16 protein-coding genes are annotated in these 21,574 nt (G+C 65.2%); 14 read left to right on the forward strand and 2 right to left on the reverse strand.

Annotated features, from left to right (window positions below):
* Positions 1-844 precede the first annotated feature (844 nt).
* The 14 genes from PVA39_RS23585 to PVA39_RS20315 all read left to right on the forward strand — a co-directional run bounded on the left by PVA39_RS23585 (position 845) and on the right by PVA39_RS20315 (position 18,245).
* Positions 845-1,888 (forward strand): methyl-accepting chemotaxis protein, encoded by a 1,044-nt coding sequence (locus PVA39_RS23585; protein WP_443200996.1) that lies wholly within the window; start codon positions 845-847, stop codon positions 1,886-1,888.
* A gap of 282 nt (positions 1,889-2,170) precedes the next feature.
* Positions 2,171-3,943, forward strand: coding sequence for a protein-disulfide reductase DsbD (locus tag PVA39_RS20255; RefSeq protein ID WP_443200992.1), 1,773 nt, complete (start codon positions 2,171-2,173; stop codon positions 3,941-3,943).
* Between the two features lie 120 nt (positions 3,944-4,063).
* Positions 4,064-4,513, forward strand: coding sequence for a type II 3-dehydroquinate dehydratase (gene aroQ / locus PVA39_RS20260; RefSeq protein WP_274125572.1), 450 nt, complete (start codon positions 4,064-4,066; stop codon positions 4,511-4,513).
* A gap of 71 nt (positions 4,514-4,584) precedes the next feature.
* The gene (gene accB / locus PVA39_RS20265; protein ID WP_093507084.1) at positions 4,585-5,037 is read left to right on the forward strand and encodes an acetyl-CoA carboxylase biotin carboxyl carrier protein; all 453 of its coding nucleotides are present in this window, start codon (positions 4,585-4,587) and stop codon (positions 5,035-5,037) included.
* A gap of 17 nt (positions 5,038-5,054) precedes the next feature.
* A complete protein-coding gene (accC, locus tag PVA39_RS20270) occupies positions 5,055-6,410 on the forward strand; it encodes an acetyl-CoA carboxylase biotin carboxylase subunit (protein WP_093507086.1) in 1,356 nt (451 codons plus the stop codon).
* A 76-nt stretch (positions 6,411-6,486) separates the two neighbouring features.
* Positions 6,487-7,173 carry a DUF4272 domain-containing protein gene (locus tag PVA39_RS20275; RefSeq protein ID WP_274125575.1) on the forward strand — a complete coding sequence of 229 codons (687 nt, stop codon included), beginning with the start codon at positions 6,487-6,489 and terminating at the stop codon, positions 7,171-7,173.
* A 66-nt stretch (positions 7,174-7,239) separates the two neighbouring features.
* The gene (gene prmA, locus PVA39_RS20280; protein WP_274125577.1) at positions 7,240-8,118 is read left to right on the forward strand and encodes a 50S ribosomal protein L11 methyltransferase; all 879 of its coding nucleotides are present in this window, start codon (positions 7,240-7,242) and stop codon (positions 8,116-8,118) included.
* Positions 8,119-8,233: 115 nt separating this feature from the next.
* On the forward strand, positions 8,234-9,661 hold the full coding sequence (locus PVA39_RS20285) for a DUF3426 domain-containing protein (protein WP_274125578.1): 1,428 nt from the start codon (positions 8,234-8,236) through the stop codon (positions 9,659-9,661).
* A gap of 199 nt (positions 9,662-9,860) precedes the next feature.
* On the forward strand, positions 9,861-10,859 hold the full coding sequence (gene dusB / locus PVA39_RS20290; protein ID WP_093507094.1) for a tRNA dihydrouridine synthase DusB: 999 nt from the start codon (positions 9,861-9,863) through the stop codon (positions 10,857-10,859).
* Entirely contained in the window at positions 10,856-11,176 is a 321-nt protein-coding gene (gene fis, locus PVA39_RS20295; RefSeq protein ID WP_093507096.1) for a DNA-binding transcriptional regulator Fis, read from the forward strand. Before dusB ends, fis begins: the two co-directional genes overlap by 4 nt.
* 75 nt (positions 11,177-11,251) lie before the next feature.
* Positions 11,252-12,856, forward strand: a complete 1,605-nt coding sequence (gene purH / locus PVA39_RS20300; RefSeq protein WP_147177500.1) for a bifunctional phosphoribosylaminoimidazolecarboxamide formyltransferase/IMP cyclohydrolase — start codon at positions 11,252-11,254, stop codon at positions 12,854-12,856.
* A 199-nt stretch (positions 12,857-13,055) separates the two neighbouring features.
* Entirely contained in the window at positions 13,056-14,345 is a 1,290-nt protein-coding gene (purD, locus tag PVA39_RS20305) for a phosphoribosylamine--glycine ligase (protein WP_027909687.1), read from the forward strand.
* Between the two features lie 160 nt (positions 14,346-14,505).
* Positions 14,506-17,292: a hybrid sensor histidine kinase/response regulator gene (locus tag PVA39_RS20310; RefSeq protein WP_274125579.1), complete on the forward strand. Its 2,787-nt coding sequence runs from the start codon at positions 14,506-14,508 to the stop codon at positions 17,290-17,292.
* 68 nt (positions 17,293-17,360) lie between these two features.
* Entirely contained in the window at positions 17,361-18,245 is an 885-nt protein-coding gene (locus tag PVA39_RS20315) for a LysR family transcriptional regulator (RefSeq protein ID WP_027909685.1), read from the forward strand.
* Here PVA39_RS20315 and PVA39_RS20320 read toward each other — a convergent pair.
* Both PVA39_RS20320 and PVA39_RS20325 read right to left on the reverse strand, forming a co-directional pair.
* Positions 18,235-19,557, reverse strand: coding sequence for an NTP/NDP exchange transporter (locus PVA39_RS20320; protein ID WP_274125580.1), 1,323 nt, complete (start codon positions 19,555-19,557; stop codon positions 18,235-18,237). The genes PVA39_RS20315 and PVA39_RS20320 overlap by 11 nt on opposite strands.
* A gap of 70 nt (positions 19,558-19,627) precedes the next feature.
* Entirely contained in the window at positions 19,628-21,553 is a 1,926-nt protein-coding gene (locus PVA39_RS20325; protein WP_274125581.1) for a RecQ family ATP-dependent DNA helicase, read from the reverse strand.
* Positions 21,554-21,574: the final 21 nt, after the last annotated feature.

Genomic DNA, 21,574 nt, shown 5'->3' on the forward strand with positions numbered 1-21,574 from the left:
GTGGTCGCAGCGGGCACTGGAACGCCCCTATGTGCTGATGGAGCAGTACCTGGAGCTCTCGCAACAATTCCAGCGCGAGGCCGCGGGCAACATTCTTGGCTACCTGGAAAACGGCGATGCGTTGCGCCATAGCGCCGCGATTCAGAACCTCGACACACTGCAGGCAAAGGTCGATGAGCTGCCGGGTGATCTCGCCGGTGATCTGGGCGAAAGCCTGGGCGAGCTGAAGGCATTTGCCGCCGAGCAACTGCTCGCCGCCGGCAAGCTGTCCGGCGACCCGCAGGGGCTGCTGATCCAGGCCGAACGGGAGATGGCTGATGCACTGGCAGGGCTCGCCCGCTACGCCGACGAAGGCCAGAGCGAAAGCGCGAGCGCCTACCGCGCGCCGCTGTTCGAGGCCTCGCAACATCTGGCCCGGCTCGCCCTGGCGCGCAGCAAGCTGGTCAGCAGCGGGCGCGCCGAACTGGCCGCCGACGTGGAGCGTGAAGTGCAGGCGCTGCAAGGCAAAGCCAAGGTGATCAGCGATCTGCCCCTGCTTGGCATCACCGCACAGGCGGCTTCGGGCAGTGATGCCTTCGCCTCCCTGATGGGTCTGGACAGTGACAGTCAGGCGAGCGAAGCCGAAGACCGTGGCGTCGCTCTCAAGCGCGAGCTCGACAGCCTGCTGGGGCGCTATCCCGGCGAACTGGCGCGCACCCGGACGCTGATCGAACAACGCGCACAGCTATCAGCCACCACCCGCGCCCGGCTGGATGCCGTGCAGCAATCCTTCACCGCCCTGGAGCCCCAGGTCCGCGCCGAGCACGGGCGTATCCAGGGCGAGGTGAGGCTAATCCTCGGCATCATGGTGGCGCTTATCCTGCTCATCGCGCTGATCATCGACACCCTGCAGCGCCGCCTAAGCCGTCTGCTCGAGCGCCTGGTGCCGGCCCTGTCGGCGTGGGCCGCCGGCAACTTTGCGGGCGAGATCCACCTGGCCACCAACACCCGTGAACTGCGTGACATCGAAGAGTCGCTCAATCGCCTGCGTCGCTATCTGGTCGAACTGGTGGGCACCATTCACCAGCACGCGGCCCAGGTCTCGGCGTCCAGCCATACCCTGGCCGACCTGAGCAGCGGCCTGCACGACGGCGCCGAGCGCCAGGCCAGCGATACCGCACAGATTCGTGATGCCTTGGGCGAGCTGGAGGCGACCATCCTGCAGGTGGCTGGCGATGCCAGCCAGACCGCCACCGCCGGCCGCGACGCCGACCGCGCCCTCGCCCAGGGCCAGCAGGTGATCGGCAATAGCCTTGCTGGCTTGCATGCACTGGTTGAGGAAGTACAGGGCAATGCCCAGGCCATCGAGCATCTGGCCACGGAAACCGCCACGATCGGCAGCGTACTGACGGTAATCCGCAGCATCGCCGAGCAAACCAACCTGCTGGCCCTCAACGCCGCCATCGAGGCGGCGCGGGCCGGTGAAGCGGGCCGCGGTTTTGCTGTGGTAGCGGACGAGGTGCGCTCGCTGTCGCTACGCACCAGCGCGGCCACCGCGCAGATTCAGGAGGTGATCAGCCGCCTGCAGCAAGCCGCCAACAACTCGGTGCAAGCCATGCGCAGCCAGGTCGAACATGCCGAAGCGACCGCCGATCAGGCCCGCACTGCCGACGGTGCGCTGGATGAGATCGTCGGCGCCATCGGCACCATCGCCAGCATGGCTGCGCGCATCGCCGAAGCAACGGCCTACCAGGGCAGCGCCGTCAGCGAGATTCGTGACCACAGCGAGCGCATCTATCGACTGGGTGGCGACAACCTGCAACGCATCGGCCAGGGCCGCGCGCAGAGCGTCGAGTTGCAGGCGCTGAGCGGCCAGCTGGATCAGGCGGTGCAGGCGTTTCGGGTGTAAGCGAAGAAAAAGGCCAAAGTAGCCGTTCGCCGATCCACTGTGGGAACGCGCCATGCGCGCGAAAAATCGCGGGCATAGACTAGGCGTCCCCACCCGTTCCCACAGAAACTGCGCCAATGACCGTTACCGCCATGAACCCGCCATCTGCGCGGCCTTATGCCGCACCACGCCCGCCAAGGGCAGGCGTCCTCGACCCAGGCGCAACCGTCAGTTGCAGCACGCCCCATGGCAGGGATCGCCGGCTCCGTTATCATGGCGCGATCAATGCCCCACGAGATGCCCATGCCACGTCTTATCTGCCTGCTGCTGTTGCTCGTCGTCCTGCCTGCCAGCGCCGGGGTGTTCGACAGCCGCCCGAATGCCGCCCCGCTGGGCCAGGCGCTGAACAACAGCGACGACTTCCTGCCGGTACGCGAGGCCTTCAAGCTCAGCCTGGTCGAGAGCTCGCCGACATCGGCGAAGGTGCGCTTCGTTGCGGCCGAGGGCTATTACCTGTATCGCCACCAGTTCAAGTTCAAGGTCGAACCGGCTGAGCTGGCAGGCAAGCCCGTCGAGGTGCCGGAAGGCCTGCACAAGAACGATCAGTACTTCGGCGACGTGCAGGTGTTCTACGAAGTGCTGGATATCGACATCCCGCTGAACAACCCGGACGACAAGCCGCTCAACCTCGCCGTCACCTACCAGGGCTGCGCCGACAAGGGTCTGTGCTATCCGCCGGAAACCGAGACGCTGGCCATCAATGGCGGCGTTGCAGCCCAGGCCGACAGCACCAGCGCTCCCGCTACCGGCAAAACCACCTGGAGCTGGACCGACCTGGCACTGATGTTCGCCGCCGGTCTGACCCTGACCTTCACGCCCTGCGTGCTGCCCATGCTGCCGATCCTCTCCGGTGTGGTGCTGCGCGGCCGGCCGAGCAAGGGCCGCGGCCTGGTGCTGTCGCTGGCCTACGTGCTGCCGATGGCCGCCTGCTACGCGGCGCTCGGCGCGCTGATGGGGCTGTTCGGCGCCAAGCTCAACCTGCAGGCCATGCTGCAGTCGCCTTGGATTCTGGTGCCCTTCGCGCTGTTCTTCGCGCTGTTCGCGGTGGCTATGTTCGGCGTCTTCGAACTGCGCCTGCCGGCATTCATTCGTGAACGTCTGGATCGCAAGGCCGCGCAGACCCAGGGCGGCACCATCGCCGGCGCCGCGACCCTGGGCGTGCTGTCCAGCCTGATCGTCTCGCCGTGCATTACCGCGCCCTTCACCGCGCTGCTTCTCTATATCAGCAGCACCGGCGACGCCGCCGGCGGCGCCCTGCAGCTGTTCGCCCTGGGCCTGGGCATGGGTACGCCGTTGGTGATCTTCGCCGCCGGCGGCGGTGCCCTGCTGCCTAAGTCCGGCACCTGGATGGTCGCCGTGCGCAACGCCTTTGGCGTGATGCTGCTGGGCGTTTCGGTCTGGCTGCTGGAGCGCGTATTGCCGGGGCAGATTTCCCTGGCGCTTTGGGGCCTGCTGGCTGCAGGCGTTGCGCTGTTTCTCGGCGCCCTGGAATTCAACGCTAAAGATGCTCGCGGCAAGCTCGCCCAACTGCTCGGCCTGGCGCTGCTGGTCTACGCACTGGCGGCCTGGACCGGCGCTCTCAAGGGCAACGACGATCCGTTGCAGCCCCTCGCCGGCGGTATCGCCAGCACCTCGTCGGAAACAGCCGGTAGCTGGCAGACGGTCAGCACACCCGCCGAACTGGACGCCGCGCTGGCCCAGGCCAAGAACGACGGCCAGCCGCTGCTGCTCGACTGGTACGCCGACTGGTGCATCAGCTGCAAGAAGATCGAGCGCGAAGTATTCAATTCACCGCAGATCGGCCCGCAACTGGCTGACTATCACCTGCTGCGGTTCGACATGACCGACAGCACCGCTGCCCAGCGCGCGCTGCTGGATCGCTACGGGCTGTTCGGCCCACCGGCGATCCAGTTGTTCGCCGCCGACGGGCAGGAAATGCATGACTTGCGAGTCATCGGCGAAATCGATGCGGCAGGCTTTGCCGAGCGTCTGAACGGCGCGCGAGAACGATTCTAGGCAACTCGGTCACATATTCAGCCAACCCTGCATGGATCGTGCTGACTACTCCCAAAAACTGGACAGCCCTACGGCACTTCTGGCAGAGTCCGCGCAGCTAAAAAGAAGGAAGCCCGGATCATGTCGACGCTGCTGGTTTTGCACGGCCCCAATTTGAACCTGCTCGGCACCCGAGAGCCCGGCACCTATGGCGCCACCACGCTCGAACAGATCAACCTCGACCTGGAACAGCGTGCCCGCGAAGCCGGCCATCATCTGCTGCACCTGCAGAGCAACGCCGAGTACGAACTGATCGAGCGCATCCACGCCGCCCACGGTGAAGGCGTCGACTTCATCATCATCAACCCGGCGGCCTTCACCCACACCAGCGTCGCATTACGTGACGCATTGCTGGCGGTGAGCATCCCATTCATCGAAGTGCACCTGTCCAACGTGCACAAGCGTGAGCCTTTCCGGCACCACTCCTACTTCTCCGACGTGGCGGTAGGTGTGATCTGCGGTCTCGGCGCCAGCGGTTATCGGCTGGCCCTCGACGCGGCCCTGGAAAACCTGGCGAGCAAAAACACCTGAAACCGACGCCACGCAGCGGCGGTTCATTCGCAAACTTGAACGACCCTGACCAGACTGGGAGTTGAACACCTATGGATATTCGCAAAGTCAAAAAACTGATCGAGCTGCTGGAAGAGTCCGGCATCGACGAGCTGGAAATCAAAGAGGGCGAAGAGTCCGTGCGCATCAGCCGTCATGGCAAGCAACCGGCTTACGCCCAACCGACCTACGCACCGGCGCCTGCTCCGGTCGCTGCCGCCGCTCCGGTAGCCGCTGCCGCTGAAGCTGCTCCGGCCGCTGCCAAGCTGAACGGCACCGTGGTGCGCTCGCCAATGGTCGGTACCTTCTACCGCGCCGCTTCGCCAACTTCGGCCAACTTCGTTGAAGTCGGTTCGACCGTGAAGAAAGGCGACATCCTCTGCATCGTCGAAGCGATGAAGATGATGAACCACATCGAGGCCGAAACCAGCGGCACGATCGAATCCATCCTGGGCGAGAACGGCCAGCCGGTGGAATACGATCAACCGCTGTTCACCATCGTCTGATGCACGGGGAACCCGTAATGCAGAAGCTGGAAAAAGTTCTGATCGCCAACCGCGGCGAGATCGCCCTGCGCATCCTGCGTGCCTGCAAGGAGCTGGGCATCAAGACCGTCGCCGTGCACTCCACTGCCGACCGCGAGCTGATGCACCTGGCCCTGGCTGACGAGTCCGTGTGCATCGGCCCGGCGCCGGGCAACCTGTCGTACCTGAACATCCCGGCCATCATCAGCGCCGCGGAAGTCACCGGTGCTACCGCCATCCACCCCGGCTACGGCTTCCTCGCGGAAAACGCCGACTTCGCCGAGCAGGTGGAAAACTCCGGGTTCGCCTTCATCGGCCCGAAAGCCGACACCATCCGCCTGATGGGTGACAAGGTGTCCGCCAAGGACGCCATGATCAAGGCCGGTGTACCGGTGGTTCCAGGCTCCGACGGCCCGCTGCCGGAAGATGAGGCAGAAGCCCTGCGCATCGCCCGTGAAGTCGGCTACCCGGTGATCATCAAGGCCGCCGGTGGCGGTGGTGGTCGCGGCATGCGCGTGGTGTGGAAGGAAGAGGACCTGATCAAGTCGGCCAAGCTGACCCGCACCGAAGCCGGTGCCGCGTTCGGCAACCCGATGGTCTACCTGGAGAAATTCCTCGGCAACCCGCGCCACGTGGAAGTACAGGTACTGTCCGACGGCCAGGGCAACGCCATCCACCTGTACGATCGCGACTGCTCGCTGCAGCGCCGTCACCAGAAGGTGCTGGAAGAAGCCCCGGCCCCGCTGATCGACGAGAAGGCCCGCGCCGAAGTGCTCAAGCGCTGCGTCGATGCCTGCATCGAGATCGGCTACCGCGGTGCCGGTACCTTCGAGTTCCTCTATGAAGACGGTCGTTTCTACTTCATCGAGATGAACACCCGCGTCCAGGTCGAGCACCCGGTTACCGAAATGGTCACCGGCATCGACATCGTCAAGGAGATGCTCAGCATCGCCGCGGGCAACAAGCTGTCGTACAAGCAGGAAGACATCAAGCTCCTAGGCCACGCCCTGGAGTGCCGCATCAACGCCGAAGACCCGGACAACTTCATGCCTTGCCCCGGCAAGGTGAAGCACTTCCACGCGCCGGGCGGTTTCGGTGTGCGCGTCGACTCGCACCTCTACAGCGGCTACTCGGTGCCGCCGAACTACGACTCGCTGATCGGCAAGCTGATCACCTACGGCGTGACCCGCGACGAGGCCATGGCCCGCATGCGCAACGCCCTGGACGAGATCGTCGTCGACGGTATCAAGACCAACGTGCCGCTGCACCGCGACCTGGTTCGCGACAAGGGTTTCTGTCAGGGTGGGATCAACATCCACTACCTGGAAAAGAAACTGGGCATGGACAAGCACTAAGCGCGTCCGGCACCACAAAAGGGGAGCGGCCAAGGCCGCTCCCCTTTTGCATTTAAAGCCCTTTAAAGGAGGCGAAATGAACGGATCATCCCAGGCCAGCCAAACGCCCGAGGCGCGCAAACAGGCCTCCATCGCCCGCCTCAAGGCGGCCGGCATCCCCTATATCGAGCACCTGCCCTGCATCGAGAGCGCCAGCGAAGTGCGCGTGCGCAGCGCCGAGGAAATTGCCCGCCGCGCCATCGCCTGCCTGATCGCCATCCAGGCAGCCTGCGACCGCCAGGCCGGCCAGTACACCCCGGACACCGCTCGCTGGTGCCAGGACTTGCTGGAGCAGTACGGCATCAACGGGCTGACGCCCAATGAAGTGCGCATCCTCAGCAACGGGGGTGGCGAGCAGGATGTCGTCAACATGGTCTGGAAGTACGAAGCCTACTGGGTGCTGCTGTGGGCGCTGGGCGTGGTGGAGGAGCTGGACTTCCCCGACCACGCCATCGACTGCGACTTCGCCATCCAGGCCGTGGCGCAACACCAGGACTTCGCTGCCTTCATGGCGCAGACGAAACTGCGCGACATCGCCAGCATCCTCGACGAAGCCGACCTGATCTACCGCTACCACTGGGCCTGCGTGGACGCCCGCCTGAAGCAGGCGCCGATGCCCGCCGGCCTCAACCCCAGCGTAGTCATGGAGCGCCACGCGGCCTTAAACTGGCTTATCGACAACGACGGCCAGGACGACTGGGACAACCCGGACGTCAGCACCTGAGCCCGCCCGCGACTATCATTTGCTGCCGCCAGCCCTACGCTTGCGGCTGCCCCACCGGAGCTTCCCATGCCCTGGCTACAACTGCGCCTCGCCATCACCCCCGAGCAGGCGCCCACTTATGAAGATGCCCTGCTGGAAGTCGGCGCGGTGTCCGTCACCTTCATGGATGCCGAAGACCAACCGATCTTCGAGCCCGACTTGGGCACCACGCCGCTGTGGAGCCACACCCATCTGCTCGCTCTGTTCGAGGCCGATACCGACGCCGACGCGCTGGTCGCGCACCTGCAGCTGCTCACCGACGGCGCGCTTCCCGAGCACCAGATCGAGCATATCGAAGACCAGGACTGGGAACGCAGCTGGATGGACGGCTTCGCGCCGATGCGCTTCGGCCAGCGTCTGTGGATCGTGCCCAGCTGGCACGAGGCGCCGCAGCCGAACGCGGTGAACCTTCTGCTCGATCCGGGCCTGGCGTTCGGCACTGGCACCCACCCGACCACCTCGCTGTGCCTGCAATGGCTCGACGCCCAACCACTGGAAGGCTGCAGCGTGCTGGACTTCGGTTGCGGCTCGGGCATCCTGGCCATCGCCGCCCTGCTGCTCGGCGCGCCGCGGGCGGTGGGCACGGATATCGACCCGCAAGCCCTGGAAGCCTCACGCGACAATGCGCAGCGCAACGGCATCGCCGACGAGCGCTTTCCGGTCTACCTGCCAGCCGACCTGCCCCAGGAGCCGGCGGACGTGGTGGTCGCCAACATCCTTGCCGGCCCGCTGGTCAGCCTGGCGCCGCAGATCACCAGCCTGGTCAAGCCAGGCGGCCGCCTGGCGATGTCGGGCATTCTCGCCGAACAGGCCGACGAGGTGCGCGCCGCCTACGCAGTCGATTTCGACCTCGACCCGACCGCTGTCCAGGACGGCTGGGTGCGCATCAGCGGCGTTCGCCGTTAAGCAGGCACCCGTGCCGTGCCCGCGCTGACGGGGCACGGCACTTAATGCTGCTTTTGCAATCTGTTGGGTTAGACTATCGCCCCGTTTTTGCCGCCCTGCGGCCGTCGGATTCAGCATGACCGAAAGCTTCGTGACCCAATGCCCCAACTGCAGCACCAGTTTCCGCGTGAACCTGGCTCAGCTTGCCGTTGCCCAGGGCTCGGTACGCTGTGGTGCCTGCCTGCAGGTGTTCAACGCCGCCCGCCAGTTGCGCGAGCAGGGTCATCACATTCCGGACATGCGCGCCGCAGCGCCAGCTGCACCCGCGCCAGCCGCAACGCCCAAGCCCCCTGCACCTGCACCTGCACCTGCACCTGCACCTGCACCTGCACCTGCACCTGCACCTGCACCTGCACCGAGCATGGCAGCCGTACCACCGCCCGCTGCCAAGCCGCGCGGCAAGGCCGACGACGGCACCCTGTGGATCCACGACGACCTGGATCTCGATAGCCTGGATCTCGACGAAGAGCTGGCCAAGCTCGAAGCCCAGGAACAGCAACTGTCGCGCCAGTTCCTCGAGCTCGACCTGCCGACCCGGCAGACGCCGCGCTTCGACGATCAGGACGATGACGAGCCCGGCGAAGACGAGCGCTGGGCCGAAGCGCTGCTGCGCGACGACCCGCCCGTGAGCAAGCTGGAGCTCGAGCCTATCGACGAGCCTAAAGTGCCGAGCATCGATTTCGGCCAGCCGCCGCCCGCCAAGACACCGGAAAGCGTGCCGCCGATCCCCAGGACGCCGCGCCTGCGCGATGTGCTCGCCACGCCAAAGCCCGCTGCACCGACCCGCGAGGAGCCGGAGCCAGAGCTGGGGCCGACCTTCAGCCTCAGCGCCGAACGCGACGACGAGCCAGAGCCGACACCACTCCACGACCTCGACCACGACCACGATGGGCCCGAGGCACCAGCACCTGCGCCCAAGGGCGCGAAAGCACGGCCGCGCAGCGAGCCGAACCTGCGCGGCGAAGCTTTGTTCGAGCTGGAAGAGGAACCGCTGCAGCTCGATTGGCGCCCGCCGCGTAAGCCCTGGGGCCGCTGGATCGCCTGGAGCCTGCTCAATCTGCTGGCGGCCGCCGCGCTGGCCGGGCAATACGTGATCTATCACTACGCCGAGCTTGCCCGCCAGGATCAGTACCGCCCCTGGTTCGAGCAGATCTGCCCGACCATCGGCTGCACCCTGCCCTCCAAGGTCGATATCGAGCAGATCAAGAGCAGCAACCTGGTGGTGCGCAGCCATCCAGAGTTTAGCGGCGCCCTGGTCGTGGATGCGATCCTCTACAACCGTGCGTCGTTCTCCCAGCCATTTCCGCTGCTGGAGATGCGCTTCGCCGATATGAATGGCCAGCTGATCGCCAGCCGCCGCTTCAAGCCCAGCGAATACCTGGCCGGTGAACTGGCCGGCCAGGCGGAAATGCCGCCGCAGACGCCGATTCATATCGCCCTGGACATTCTCGATCCGGGCCCACGCGCGGTGAACTACAGCCTCAACTTCCACTCGCCGGAGTGATACCGGGCAACCGATAGACGGCCGCACAACGCAGGCCGTCTGCATCGCGGCCGCCCGCCAGCGCGACCGGGCACCGCACCCCAGCTGTTCAGATTTTGTTCAAAACCACCTTTATCCGGTCATTGAGAGCGGGTATGATCACCCCCCTTTCGCACCCTCCTACGGTCTCAACAGCACGTCTCTTGAGCAGGGAAGCCCTATGTCGGCGCTAAGCATCGGCCCCTATACATTGCCCAATCGACTGATCCTGGCCCCCATGGCCGGCGTCACCGATCAGCCATTCCGGCAGCTGTGCCGGCGCCTCGGCGCCGGCATGGTGGTCTCGGAAATGGTTACCAGCGATGTACGCCTGTGGAATACGCGCAAGTCGAGCCTGCGCATGATCCACAGCGGCGATCCGGAACCACGTTCCGTGCAGATCGCCGGTGGCGATCCGCAGATGCTCGCCGAGGCAGCCCGCGCCAACGTGCAGCTGGGCGCCCAGATCATCGACATCAACATGGGCTGTCCGGCCAAAAAGGTGTGCAACAAGGCGGCCGGCTCCGCCCTGCTCAAGGATCAGCCGCTGGTACAGGCGATCCTCGAAGCGGTGGTCGCCGCCGTCGACGTCCCGGTGACCTTGAAGATTCGCACCGGCTGGGACCGTCAGAACAAGAACGGCGTCGAGGTCGCGCGCATCGCCGAGCAGTGCGGCATCGTCGCCCTGGCCGTGCATGGCCGCACTCGCGCCGACCTGTACACCGGCGAAGCCGAGTACGACACCATCGCCGCGATCAAGCAGGCCGTATCGATTCCGGTACTGGCCAATGGCGACATCGATTCACCGGAAAAGGCCGCCCATGTGCTGGCCACCACCGGTGCCGATGGCCTGCTGATCGGCCGGGCAGCCCAGGGCCGCCCGTGGATTTTCAGAGAAATTGAGCATTACCTGCGCACCGGAGCCCATTGCCCGGCCCCTGCGCTGGCCGAGATCGAACGCATTCTGCTCGAGCACCTGGCCGCCCTGCACGCCTTCTATGGCGATGTGATGGGCGTGCGCATCGCTCGCAAGCATGTGGGCTGGTACCTCGCGACGCTGCCCGGCGCCCGCGAATTCCGTGCCCAGTTCAACCGTCTCGACAGCCAGGAGGCGCAATGTGCAAGCGTTCGCCAGTTTTTCGGTGAGCGCTATAACGACGAAAAAGAGGCTGCCGCATGACACTGTTGACCGAGACTTTAGGAAGTGGGATTGCACCCGTGAGCGACAACACCAGTTTGAAACAGCACCTCAACACACCGAGCGAAGAAGGCCAGACCCTGCGCGGCAGCGTCGAGAAAGCCCTGCACAACTACTTCGCTCACCTTGAGGGCGCAGACGTCACCGACGTCTACAACCTGGTGCTCACCGAAGTGGAAGCCCCTCTGCTGGAGACCGTCATGAACTACGTGAAGGGCAACCAGACCAAGGCCTCGGAGCTGCTGGGCCTGAACCGCGGCACCCTGCGCAAGAAGCTCAAGCAGTACGATCTGCTGTAACTCACCGAAATCCTGAAGAAGGGCGGCTCTGATCAGCCGCCCTTTTTACTGATTCCCCTGCTGATGGATCCTGTAATGACCGACCAGACCACCCGCCTCCCCGTCCGCCGTGCGCTGATCAGCGTGTCCGACAAGACCGGCATCCTCGAATTCGCCCGCGAGCTCGTCGCCCTCAACGTGGAAATCCTCTCCACCGGCGGCACCTACAAGCTGCTCAAGGACAACGGCGTGGCAGCAGTGGAAGTGGCCGACTACACCGGCTTCCCGGAAATGATGGACGGCCGGGTGAAGACCCTGCACCCGAAAATCCACGGTGGCATCCTCGGCCGTCGCGCCCTCGACGGCGCGGTGATGGACGAGCACGGCATCAAGCCGATCGACCTGGTGGCCGTCAACCTGTACCCCTTCGCCGCCACCGTCGCCAAGCCGGGCTGCGACCTGGCCGACGCCATCGAGAACATCGATATCGGCGGGCCGACCATGGTGCGTTCGGCCGCGAAGAACCATAAAGACGTGGCCATCGTAGTCAATGCCGGCGACTACAAAGCCGTCATCGACTCCCTGAAAATCGGTGGCCTGTGCTATGCCCAGCGCTTCGACCTGGCCCTCAAGGCCTTCGAGCACACCGCTGCCTACGACGGCATGATCGCCAACTACCTGGGCACCATCGACCAGGGCCGCGACACCCTGTCCACCGAAGACCGCAGCCTGTTCCCGCGCACCTTCACCACCCAGTTCGTCAAGGCGCAGGACATGCGCTACGGCGAAAACCCACACCAGCAGGCGGCCTTCTACGTCGAGCATGCCGACGAGGCCTGCGTAGCCACCGCCGTGCAGCTGCAGGGCAAGGAACTGTCGTTCAACAACGTGGCCGACACCGACGCCGCGCTGGAATGCGTGAAGAGCTTCGTCAAGCCGGCCTGCGTGATCGTCAAGCACGCCAACCCATGTGGCGTTGCCGTGGTGCCTGAAGACGAAGGCGGCATCCGTAAAGCCTATGACCTGGCCTACGCCACCGACACCGAGTCGGCGTTCGGCGGCATCATCGCCTTCAACCGCGAGCTGGACGGCGAAACCGCCAAGGCCATCGTCGAGCGCCAGTTCGTCGAAGTGATCATCGCCCCGAAAATCAGCGCTGCCGCCCGTGAAGTGGTGGCCGCCAAGGCCAACGTCCGCCTGCTCGAGTGCGGCGAATGGCCGACCGAGCGCGCTGCAGGTTGGGACTTCAAGCGCGTCAACGGCGGCCTGCTGGTACAGAGCCGCGATATCGGCATGATCAAGGCTGAAGACCTGAAGATCGTCACCCAGCGCGCGCCGAGCGAGCAGGAGATCCATGACCTGATCTTCGCCTGGAAAGTGGCTAAGTTCGTCAAATCCAACGCCATCGTGTACGCCAAGAACCGCCAGACTGTCGGCGTCGGCGCCGGCCAGATGAGCCGTGTCAACTCGGCGCGCATCGCTGGCATCAAGGCCGAGCACGCCGGCCTGCCGGTACCGGGCGCGGTCATGGCCTCCGATGCGTTCTTTCCGTTCCGTGACGGCATCGACAATGCCGCCAAGGCCGGTATCACCGCGGTGATCCAGCCCGGCGGTTCGATGCGCGACAACGAAGTGATCGCCGCTGCCGACGAGGCAGGGATTGCCATGGTGTTCACCGGCATGCGCCATTTCCGGCACTAAAATCGGCCGCACTCGGACAGGCATCTGCGGCGTTGCAGCTGGCTCCGATAATGCTCATTGCCACCAGGCAACTCCGCTTATCGAAACCAGCTGCGCCTTGCATCTACCAGCCCGATCACGACCTCGGAATTTGTAGGGTGGATAACGCTTCGCTTATCCACCAAACGGGCTACCAGCCCGCCTCCATTGGGAGAGAGACATGAACGTATTGATCATCGGCAGCGGCGGTCGTGAACACGCCCTGGCCTGGAAAGTGGCGCAGGACAAGCGCGTCGCCAAGGTTTTCGTCGCCCCCGGCAACGCCGGCACCGCCACTGAAGCCAAGTGCGAGAACGTGGCCATCGACGTGCTGGATATCCAGGCGCTGGCCGACTTCGCCGAGAAGAACGTGCAACTGACCATCGTCGGCCCGGAAGCGCCGCTGGTGAAGGGCGTGGTCGACCTCTTCCGCTCCCGTGACCTGGACATCTTCGGCCCCACCGCCGCCGCTGCCCAGCTGGAAGGCTCCAAGGCCTTCACCAAGGATTTCCTGGCCCGCCAGAACATCCCGACCGCCGATTATCAGAACTTCACCGAGGTCGAGCCGGCCCTGGCCTACCTGCGTGAGAAAGGCGCGCCGATCGTCATCAAGGCCGACGGCCTGGCCGCCGGCAAGGGCGTGATCGTCGCCATGACCCTGAGTGAAGCCGAAGAGGCGGTACGCGACATGCTCTCCGGCAACGCCTTCGGTGACGCCGGCGCTCGCGTGGTGATCGAGGAATTCCTCGACGGCGAGGAAGCCAGCTTCATCGTCATGGTCGACGGCCAGAACGTGCTGCCGATGGCTACCAGCCAGGACCACAAGCGCGTTGGCGATGCTGACAGCGGCCCGAACACTGGCGGCATGGGCGCCTACTCGCCGGCCCCCGTGGTCACCGCCGAGGTGCACAAGCGGGTGATGGACGAAGTCATCTATCCGACCGTGCGCGGCATGGCAGCCGAAGGCAACGTCTACACCGGCTTCCTGTATGCCGGCCTGATGATCGACAAGAGCGGCGCGCCGAAAGTCATCGAATTCAACTGCCGCTTCGGTGACCCGGAAACCCAGCCGATCATGGTGCGCCTGGAAAGCTCCCTGGTGCTGTTGGTCGAAGCCGCCCTGGCCAAGGCGCTGGACAAGGTCGAAGCGACCTGGGACCCGCGCCCGACCGTGGGCGTGGTACTGGCCGCTGGCGGCTACCCGGGCGACTACGCCAAGGGTGACGTGATCGAAGGGCTGGACGATGCTGCGCAGCTCGAAGGCAAGGTGTTCCACGCCGGTACCGCGCTCAAGGATGGCCAGGTGGTCACCGCCGGCGGCCGCGTCCTGTGCGCCACCGCCATCGGCGCCAGCGTGGCGGATGCCCAGCAGCAGGCCTATCGCCTGGCCGCGAAGATTCGCTGGAACGGCATGTTCCACCGTAACGACATCGGCTACCGGGCCATTGCCCGCGAGCGTGGCGACAACTGATGTAACACGATGGTGGCATCAAGCGATGCCGCCCATCGGCAATACCACAGCCGGCCGTTCAACCACGCGGCCCGGCTGGCAGGATAGGCTTTCAGCTCGCATAGTCGGCACCACACCGGCTGACTATAATCCGGTCGTATAACCTCAAAGGGATTGCCACGTGCGTCGGCTCAGGATTGCCATCGGTTTACTCGTCAGCCTGCTCTTGGCCGGTTTCTGCCTGTCGAGCGTAGCCGCGCAGCGAGTAGCCACGCCGTACGCCACCGGCTGGTCGGCGTTCATCGATGACAGCGCCCAGCTGAACCTGGATGACGTACGCAGCCGCCGCAACCAGTTCCTGCCCCTCGACGACCTTGCCTTCACCTTCCCGCCCAGCGACCGAGCGGTGTGGCTGCGCTTCGACGTGCCCGAACACCAGGCGCCCTACTGGTTGTGGCTGTTCGCGCCACGGGTGCAGTACCTCGACTACTACCTGCTGCGCGGCGAGCTGATCGAGCAGACCGTGCACAGCGGCGAGTCGATGCCAATGAGCTCGCGCCCGCTGCCCTCGCGCGCCTACCTGATGTCGCTGCCCAACGACGGTCAGGCCCGGGAAGTCTATGTACGCATGACCTCCAACCACCCGCTGATGGCCTGGTTCAAGGTCATCGACGAGGCCGAGCTGGTCAGTCTCGAGCGCCCGGCCTACCTGTTCGGCGCGCTGCTCGGCGCCCTGCTGCTGGTGGTGATCTACAACCTGATCCGCTTCGCCTACATGCGCTCGGTGTGCAGCCTGTGGCTCGCTGCCCTGCATATCGGGCTGGCGGTGTGCGCCGCCGCCAACCTGGGCCTGCTGGCGGCCTGGGTGCCGCAGCTGGGCTACAACCAGTCGCTGATCGCCGACAGCAGCGCCCTGCTCGCCGCGTTCAGCCTGTCGGCCTTCGTGCTCGGTTTCTTCCGCCAGACGCCGATGCGCGACAGCAAGCTGAACCGCGTGCTGCAGGGCCACGCCCTGCTGGCCCTGCTGCTGGGCCTGACCATCGTCACCACAGGGCTGCTCTGGTACAGCGCGGTGGTCTACCTGATGGTGTTTCTCGGCACCCTCGCGGTGCTGGTGGTCAGTGGCGTGCACTGGCACAACGGCTACCAGTCGGCGCGGCTGCTGGTGGTGGCCATGGTAGTGTTCAACGTCGGCTTCGGGCTGTTCATCCCCATCCTGTTCGGCTTCGACCAGCTCGACCCGGGCTGGCTGGTGATCGGCGTATTCACCATCGCCACCCTCAGCGGCGTGGTGCTCAGCGCCGCCCTGGCCGAGCATCAGCGCCACATCCAGCGCGCGGCCTCGCGTGCGCGCACCGCCCTGGCCGCCAACGACGCCGAGCTACGGGCCAAGGCCGAGTTCCTGGCCAAGATCAGCCACGAGATCCGCACGCCCATGAACGGCGTGCTGGGCATGACCGAGCTGCTGCTCGGCACGCCGCTGTCGGCCAAGCAGCGCGACTACGTGCAGACTATCCACAGTTCCGGCAATGAACTGCTCAACCTGATCAACGAGATTCTCGACATATCCAAACTGGAATCCGGGCAGATCGAACTGGATGATGTGCAGTTCGATCTCAACGCCCTGACCGAGGACTGCCTGGACATTTTCCGCGCCAAGGCCGAGCTGCAGAAGATCGAGCTCATTAGCTTCATCCAACCCCAGGTGCCGCGCATCGTCAGCGGCGACCCGACGCGCCTGCGGCAGATCCTGCTCAGCCTGCTCGACAACGCCTTCAAGCAGACCAGCGAGGGCGAGATCCTGCTGGTGGTGGCCCTGGATACCAGCGGCGAACAGCCACGCCTGCGCTTTGCCGTGCAGGACAGCGGCCACCCGCTGGATGCCGCCGAGCGCGACGCACTGCTCAACACCGAACTGCAGAGCCGTGACTTCCTGTCAGCCACCCGTTTGGGCAGCCGCCTGGGGCTGATCATCGCCCGCCAGCTGATCCTGCTGATGGGCGGCGAGTTCGGCATCCAGAGTGGCGGCAACCAGGGCTCCACCCTATGGCTGACCCTGCCGCTGGACGATGCCCGCCTGCAGCAGCCAAACACCGATATAGACGGTGCCCTGCAGGGCACTCGTCTCTTGGTGGTGGACGACAACGACACCTGCCGCAAGGTGTTGCTGCAGCAGTGCAACGCCTGGGGCATGAACGTCAGCAGCGTGCCGTCCGGCAAGGAGGCGCTGGCGCTGCTGCGCACCCGGGCGCACATGCGCGAGTATTTCGACGTGGTGCTGCTCGACCAGGACATGCCAGGCATGAGCGGCATGCAGCTGGCGGCCAAGATCAAGGAAGACCCGAGCCTCAACAACGACATCCTGATCATCATGCTCACCGGCATCAGCCACGCGCCGAGCAAGATCATCGCCCGTAACGCCGGCATCAAGCGCATCCTCGCCAAGCCGGTGGCCGGCTATACCCTCAAGGCCACCCTGGCCGACGAACTCGCCCAGCGCCAGCACGGCGCCGACGCACCGGTCATCACCAACCCGGCGACCCTGGAGGTACCGCGTGATTTCCGCATTCTGGTCGCCGAGGACAACAGCATCTCCACCAAGGTGATCCGCGGCATGCTCGGCAAGCTCAACCTGCAGCCCGACACCGCGAGCAACGGCGAGGAAGCCCTGAACGCCATGAAGGCCCAGCGCTACGACCTGGTGCTGATGGACTGCGAAATGCCGGTGATGGACGGCTTTTCCGCCACCGAACAGCTGCGCGCCTGGGAAATCGCCGAGCGTCGTCCGCGCACGCCGGTGGTCGCGCTAACCGCGCACATTCTCAGCGAACACAAGGAGCGCGCCCGCCAGGCCGGCATGGACGGCCACATGGCCAAGCCCGTGGAGCTCTCGCAGCTGCGCGACCTGATCGAATACTGGGTCGCCGAGCGCCATCCACAGGCCGAGGACGACACCGTCACCTCCTGAAGCGGCTGCTAGAATTTTCCCGCAGCCCGCGCCGCCCAGGCATCGCCTACTTTCCAGATAGAGCGCCCATGGATATCAAGCAGCTCAAGTTTCTGATCGCTCTCGACGAAACGCGCCATTTTGGCCAGGCCGCGGCGCGCTGCCACGTCACCCAGCCGACCCTGTCGATGCGCCTGCGCAACCTGGAAAACGAACTGGGTCTGGAACTGGTGCGCCGCGGCCAGCGCTTCGAAGGTTTTACCGCTGAGGGCGAGCGGGTGCTGGCCTGGGCGCGCAGCCTGATGGCCGCCCATGATGGTCTCTACGCCGAGGCCGCTGCCTGCCGCGGCCAACTGGTCGGTACCCTGCGCCTGGGCGTGGTGCCGCTGTCCGGCTTCGACCCCATGGAGCTGGTGCGCCTGTTCGCCGAGCAGCATCCGGGCCTTCGCTTTCAGCTCTTCGCGCTGAGCAGCGACCAGATTCTCGAGCGTCTGGGCAGCAATCAGCTGGATCTGGGCCTTTCCTATCTGGACCGGCTAGACCGCGAGCATTTCGACAGCCTGGAGCTGGCGGCCACGCGCATGGGCCTGCTGTACGACCGCCGGCATTTCCAGTTCAGCGAAACCACCCTGCGCTGGGAAAACCTGATCGACCTGCCGTTGGGATTACTGTCGGCAGGCATGCACTTTCGCCAATCCATCGACCACTGCTTCCGCTCCCGCGGTCTGACGCCGTTGCCCAAGCTGGAAACCGACGCTGTTCACCAGTTGCTGCAGGCCGTCAGCGCCGGTCTGTGCTGCTCGATCATGCCGCTGCGCAACGGCCTGGCCGAATTCACTGACGAGCTGGTACTGACGCCCATCGAAGACGCCCATACCCTGGCGCCCCTGGGCCTGATCATGCGTCGCGGCGCGCCCCGCTCGCCGCTGGCCGAGGCCTGCTTCAGCGAAGCACGCACGCTGATCAGCGCTTGACCGCCGCCTCGCTCTCGGCCACCGGTAGGTCGACTGCACCACGATCGGCTCGACCTCCGAGATACCAGCCCAGCACGCCCCAGATCGCCGCACAGACTGCGCCGATCACCGCGATCAGTGCCACGCCGTAGCCAAGCGTGTCGATCAAGCTCTTGGCCCAGCCGCTGAGCGCGTCACCGCCGCGATAGACCACGGAGTCGATGAAGTTTTTCGCCTTGTACTTGCTCTCGGCATCCAGCGGCGCGAAGAGCATCTCGCGCCCCGGGCGCACGAAGGCGTATTCACCGATACGCCGCACGATCATCAGCCCGGCCAGCACCGCGAAGGTCGGCGCCAGGGCCAGGGCGAGAAAGCCCACGCACATCAGCATCGGCACCGCGGCCAGCAAGGTACGCACGCCCATGCGCTGGGCCACACGACTGGCGATGAACACCTGGGCCAGCAGCGCGCCGGCCTGCACCACGAAATCGATCAGCCCGAACACCCGCACCTGCTCGTCACGGTCTGGAAAGAGCTCGGCGACCAGCCGCGCCTGCTCGAAGTACAGAAAGGTGGTGACCGTGGCGAGCAGGATGACGAAGGCGCAGATACCCAGCAGGTAGGACGAGGTAAACACCCGCATCATGCCGCTGAACGGATTGCCTGCCACCGGGCGCCGCGGGCTTTCCGCCTGGCTGGCGCCCGGTCGCCCGGCGCCTGAACGCTCGCGCCAGGCCATCAGGTAATGCTTGAGCGCCAAAGCTGCGGCCAGCAACAGCGCCGCAAGGAGCGCCAGGCCGCTGGCCCCGATACTGCCGACCAATAATGTGCTCAGCGCCGGCCCAGCCAGACCGCCAACGCTGGCACCGGCGGCGATGAAGGCGAAAAGGCGCTTGGCCTGGGGCGAGTCGAACACATCGGCCATCAGGCTCCAGGCCACCGACACCACGAACAGGTTGTAGACCGAGATCCACACATAGAACGTGCGCGCCAGCCACAGGCTTTCGGTCATCAGGCTGAAGGCCGCGGCGAAGCCCAGCAGGTTGATGCAGAAGAAGCCGTATACCCAGTCGATGAAATGGATGCGCGGCACCCGCGAGTTGAGCCAGGCGAACAGCGGCACCGCCAGCAGCATGACCACGAAGGTGGCGGTGAACAGCCACTGCAGGTTTTCCACCCCGGCCTGGATGCCCATCGACTCACGGATCGGCCGCAGCATGAAGTAGCCACAGAACAGGCAGAAGAACAGCGCAAAACCGGCCAGCGCCGCGGCCAGCTCGCTGGGCTGCGCGTTGATGGCGCGGCCCAGGCGCTGGGGTAGGGAAAGGGTCATGGAAAGGCTTCCGCAGATCGAAGCCTTGCAGTATGGCCTACGACACCAGGCCGACCTGCGCCGCGCGCCGTCAGCCGCTCGCCAGCCAGGCGCGCACCTCGCCGTAGGGATAATCCTCCAGCGCGGCGAAACCCTTGATCTGCCGGGCTTTCAAGCGGGTGAACAGTGGCGCGCTGAGGCCGCAGAGAAAGCGCGCCAGGCATTCGTTACCAGGCAATTCACCACCGCGCGCGGCTTGGTGAGCGGCGATGAACGCTGCGCAAAGGTCATCTTGGTCACGCCCGGCCAGAGGCGGCAGCGGCGGTGGTTCCGGCAGCTGGGCAACCTGGCCACGACACACCGAGCAATGGCCGCAATGCGCCGGCGCCTGCTCATCACCGAAATAGCGGGCCAGGCGCTGGCTCAGGCACTGCTCGCTGGCGAACAGCGCCAGCATGGCCTGGATGCGGCGGATCTCGCTGGCTTCTTGAGCGACGAAATAGGCGTGCAGCTCTGCCGCCAGCGCCTGCACGTCGAAGTCCGCCTGCAGCACCGCGTAGACATCGGTCATCTGCTTGCTTTCCAGCTCGATCCAGCCGCGCTCCTGCAGGTAATCCAGCGCCTTGACCACCCTCGCCCGCGGCGCCTGATGCTGGCTGTACAGCGCGTCGAAATCCACGGTGCACCAGGTGCGCGCCCGCGCCGAGGCATTGAAGATGGCCTCTAGAAACTGCCGCCGCTCACCCTCGAAGCGCGCCAGCAACGCGTCCGACTCGATCAGGTACTTGAAGCGGTACTCGGCGAAATAGGCGTAGCGCGGCGCGATGATGCCGCGCAGCTCCGACTGCACCAGCAGGGTCTTGAGCGGCAACTGGCGGATGTTGCTGTGGTCGCTCAGGGCATTGATGGTCATCTCCCACTGCCCGCCGTGGCTGTTGCCGCGAATTTCCTCGAGCACCCGCACGATGCCGCTCAGCTCCGGCGTGTCGCCGTAAACGAAGTTCTCCAGCACGTTGAGGCTGTCGCGGTTGGCCAGCACCAGGCAGTCGGAGGCCTCGCCATCGCGACCGGCGCGGCCGATCTCCTGGCTGTAGTTCTCCACCGACTTGGGCAGATCGAAATGCACCACGTTACGGATGTCACGCTTATCGATGCCCATGCCGAAGGCGATGGTGGCGACGATGCAGCCTAGTTCACCGGCCATGAAGCGGCGCTGGATAGCCTCGCGAACCTCGTGGCCCATACCGGCGTGATAGGCGCTGACGGACAAGCCCTGCTGACTCAACTGTTCAGCGACCTGCTCGGCGGTCTTTTGCTGCGTGACGTAGACGATGCTCGGCTCGCCGGCCTTGGCGCCAAGCCATTGTTCGAGGCGCCGCTGCTTGTCGCGACCGGCCACCGGCTCGACCAGCAGGTTCAGGTTGGGACGGTAGAAACCGGTGGTGACCACGTCCTCGGCGGCGATGGCGAATTTCTTCTGCATGTCGGCGATCACCGGCGGCGTTGCCGTGGCGGTGAGCAGCAGCACCTGGGCAATGGCGAACTGGCGTTGGTAGTCCGGCAGCTTCAGGTAATCCGGGCGGAAGTTGTGGCCCCACTCGGAAATGCAGTGGGCCTCGTCGACCACCAGCAGGGAAATCGGCACCTCGCTGATGAAGTTGCGAAAGCGCTCGTTCTTCAGGCGCTCGACCGAGATCATCAGGATCTTCAGCTCGCCGGCCTTGGCTTTGGCCATGGTTTCGCTGACCTGCTCGCGGCTTTGCGCCGAATCGATACTGCCGGCGCTGATGCCGTGACGGTGCAGGAAGGCGAGCTGATCCTGCATCAGCGCCAGCAGTGGCGATACCACCAGAGTCAGGTGCGGCAGATGCAGGGCCGGCAGCTGATAGCACAGGGACTTGCCCGAGCCGGTGGGAAAGATCGCCGCCGCCGAACGGCCAGCGAGCACGGCACTGATTACCTTCTCCTGGCCGGGACGCAGTTGATCGAAACCGAAGACGCGTTTGAGCGTGGACATAAGCTGTCACTCCATTGACCG

Origin of the sequence: Pseudomonas sp. CNPSo 3701 (assembly GCF_028674975.1) — a bacterium.
Lineage (GTDB): Bacteria > Pseudomonadota > Gammaproteobacteria > Pseudomonadales > Pseudomonadaceae > Aquipseudomonas > Aquipseudomonas straminea.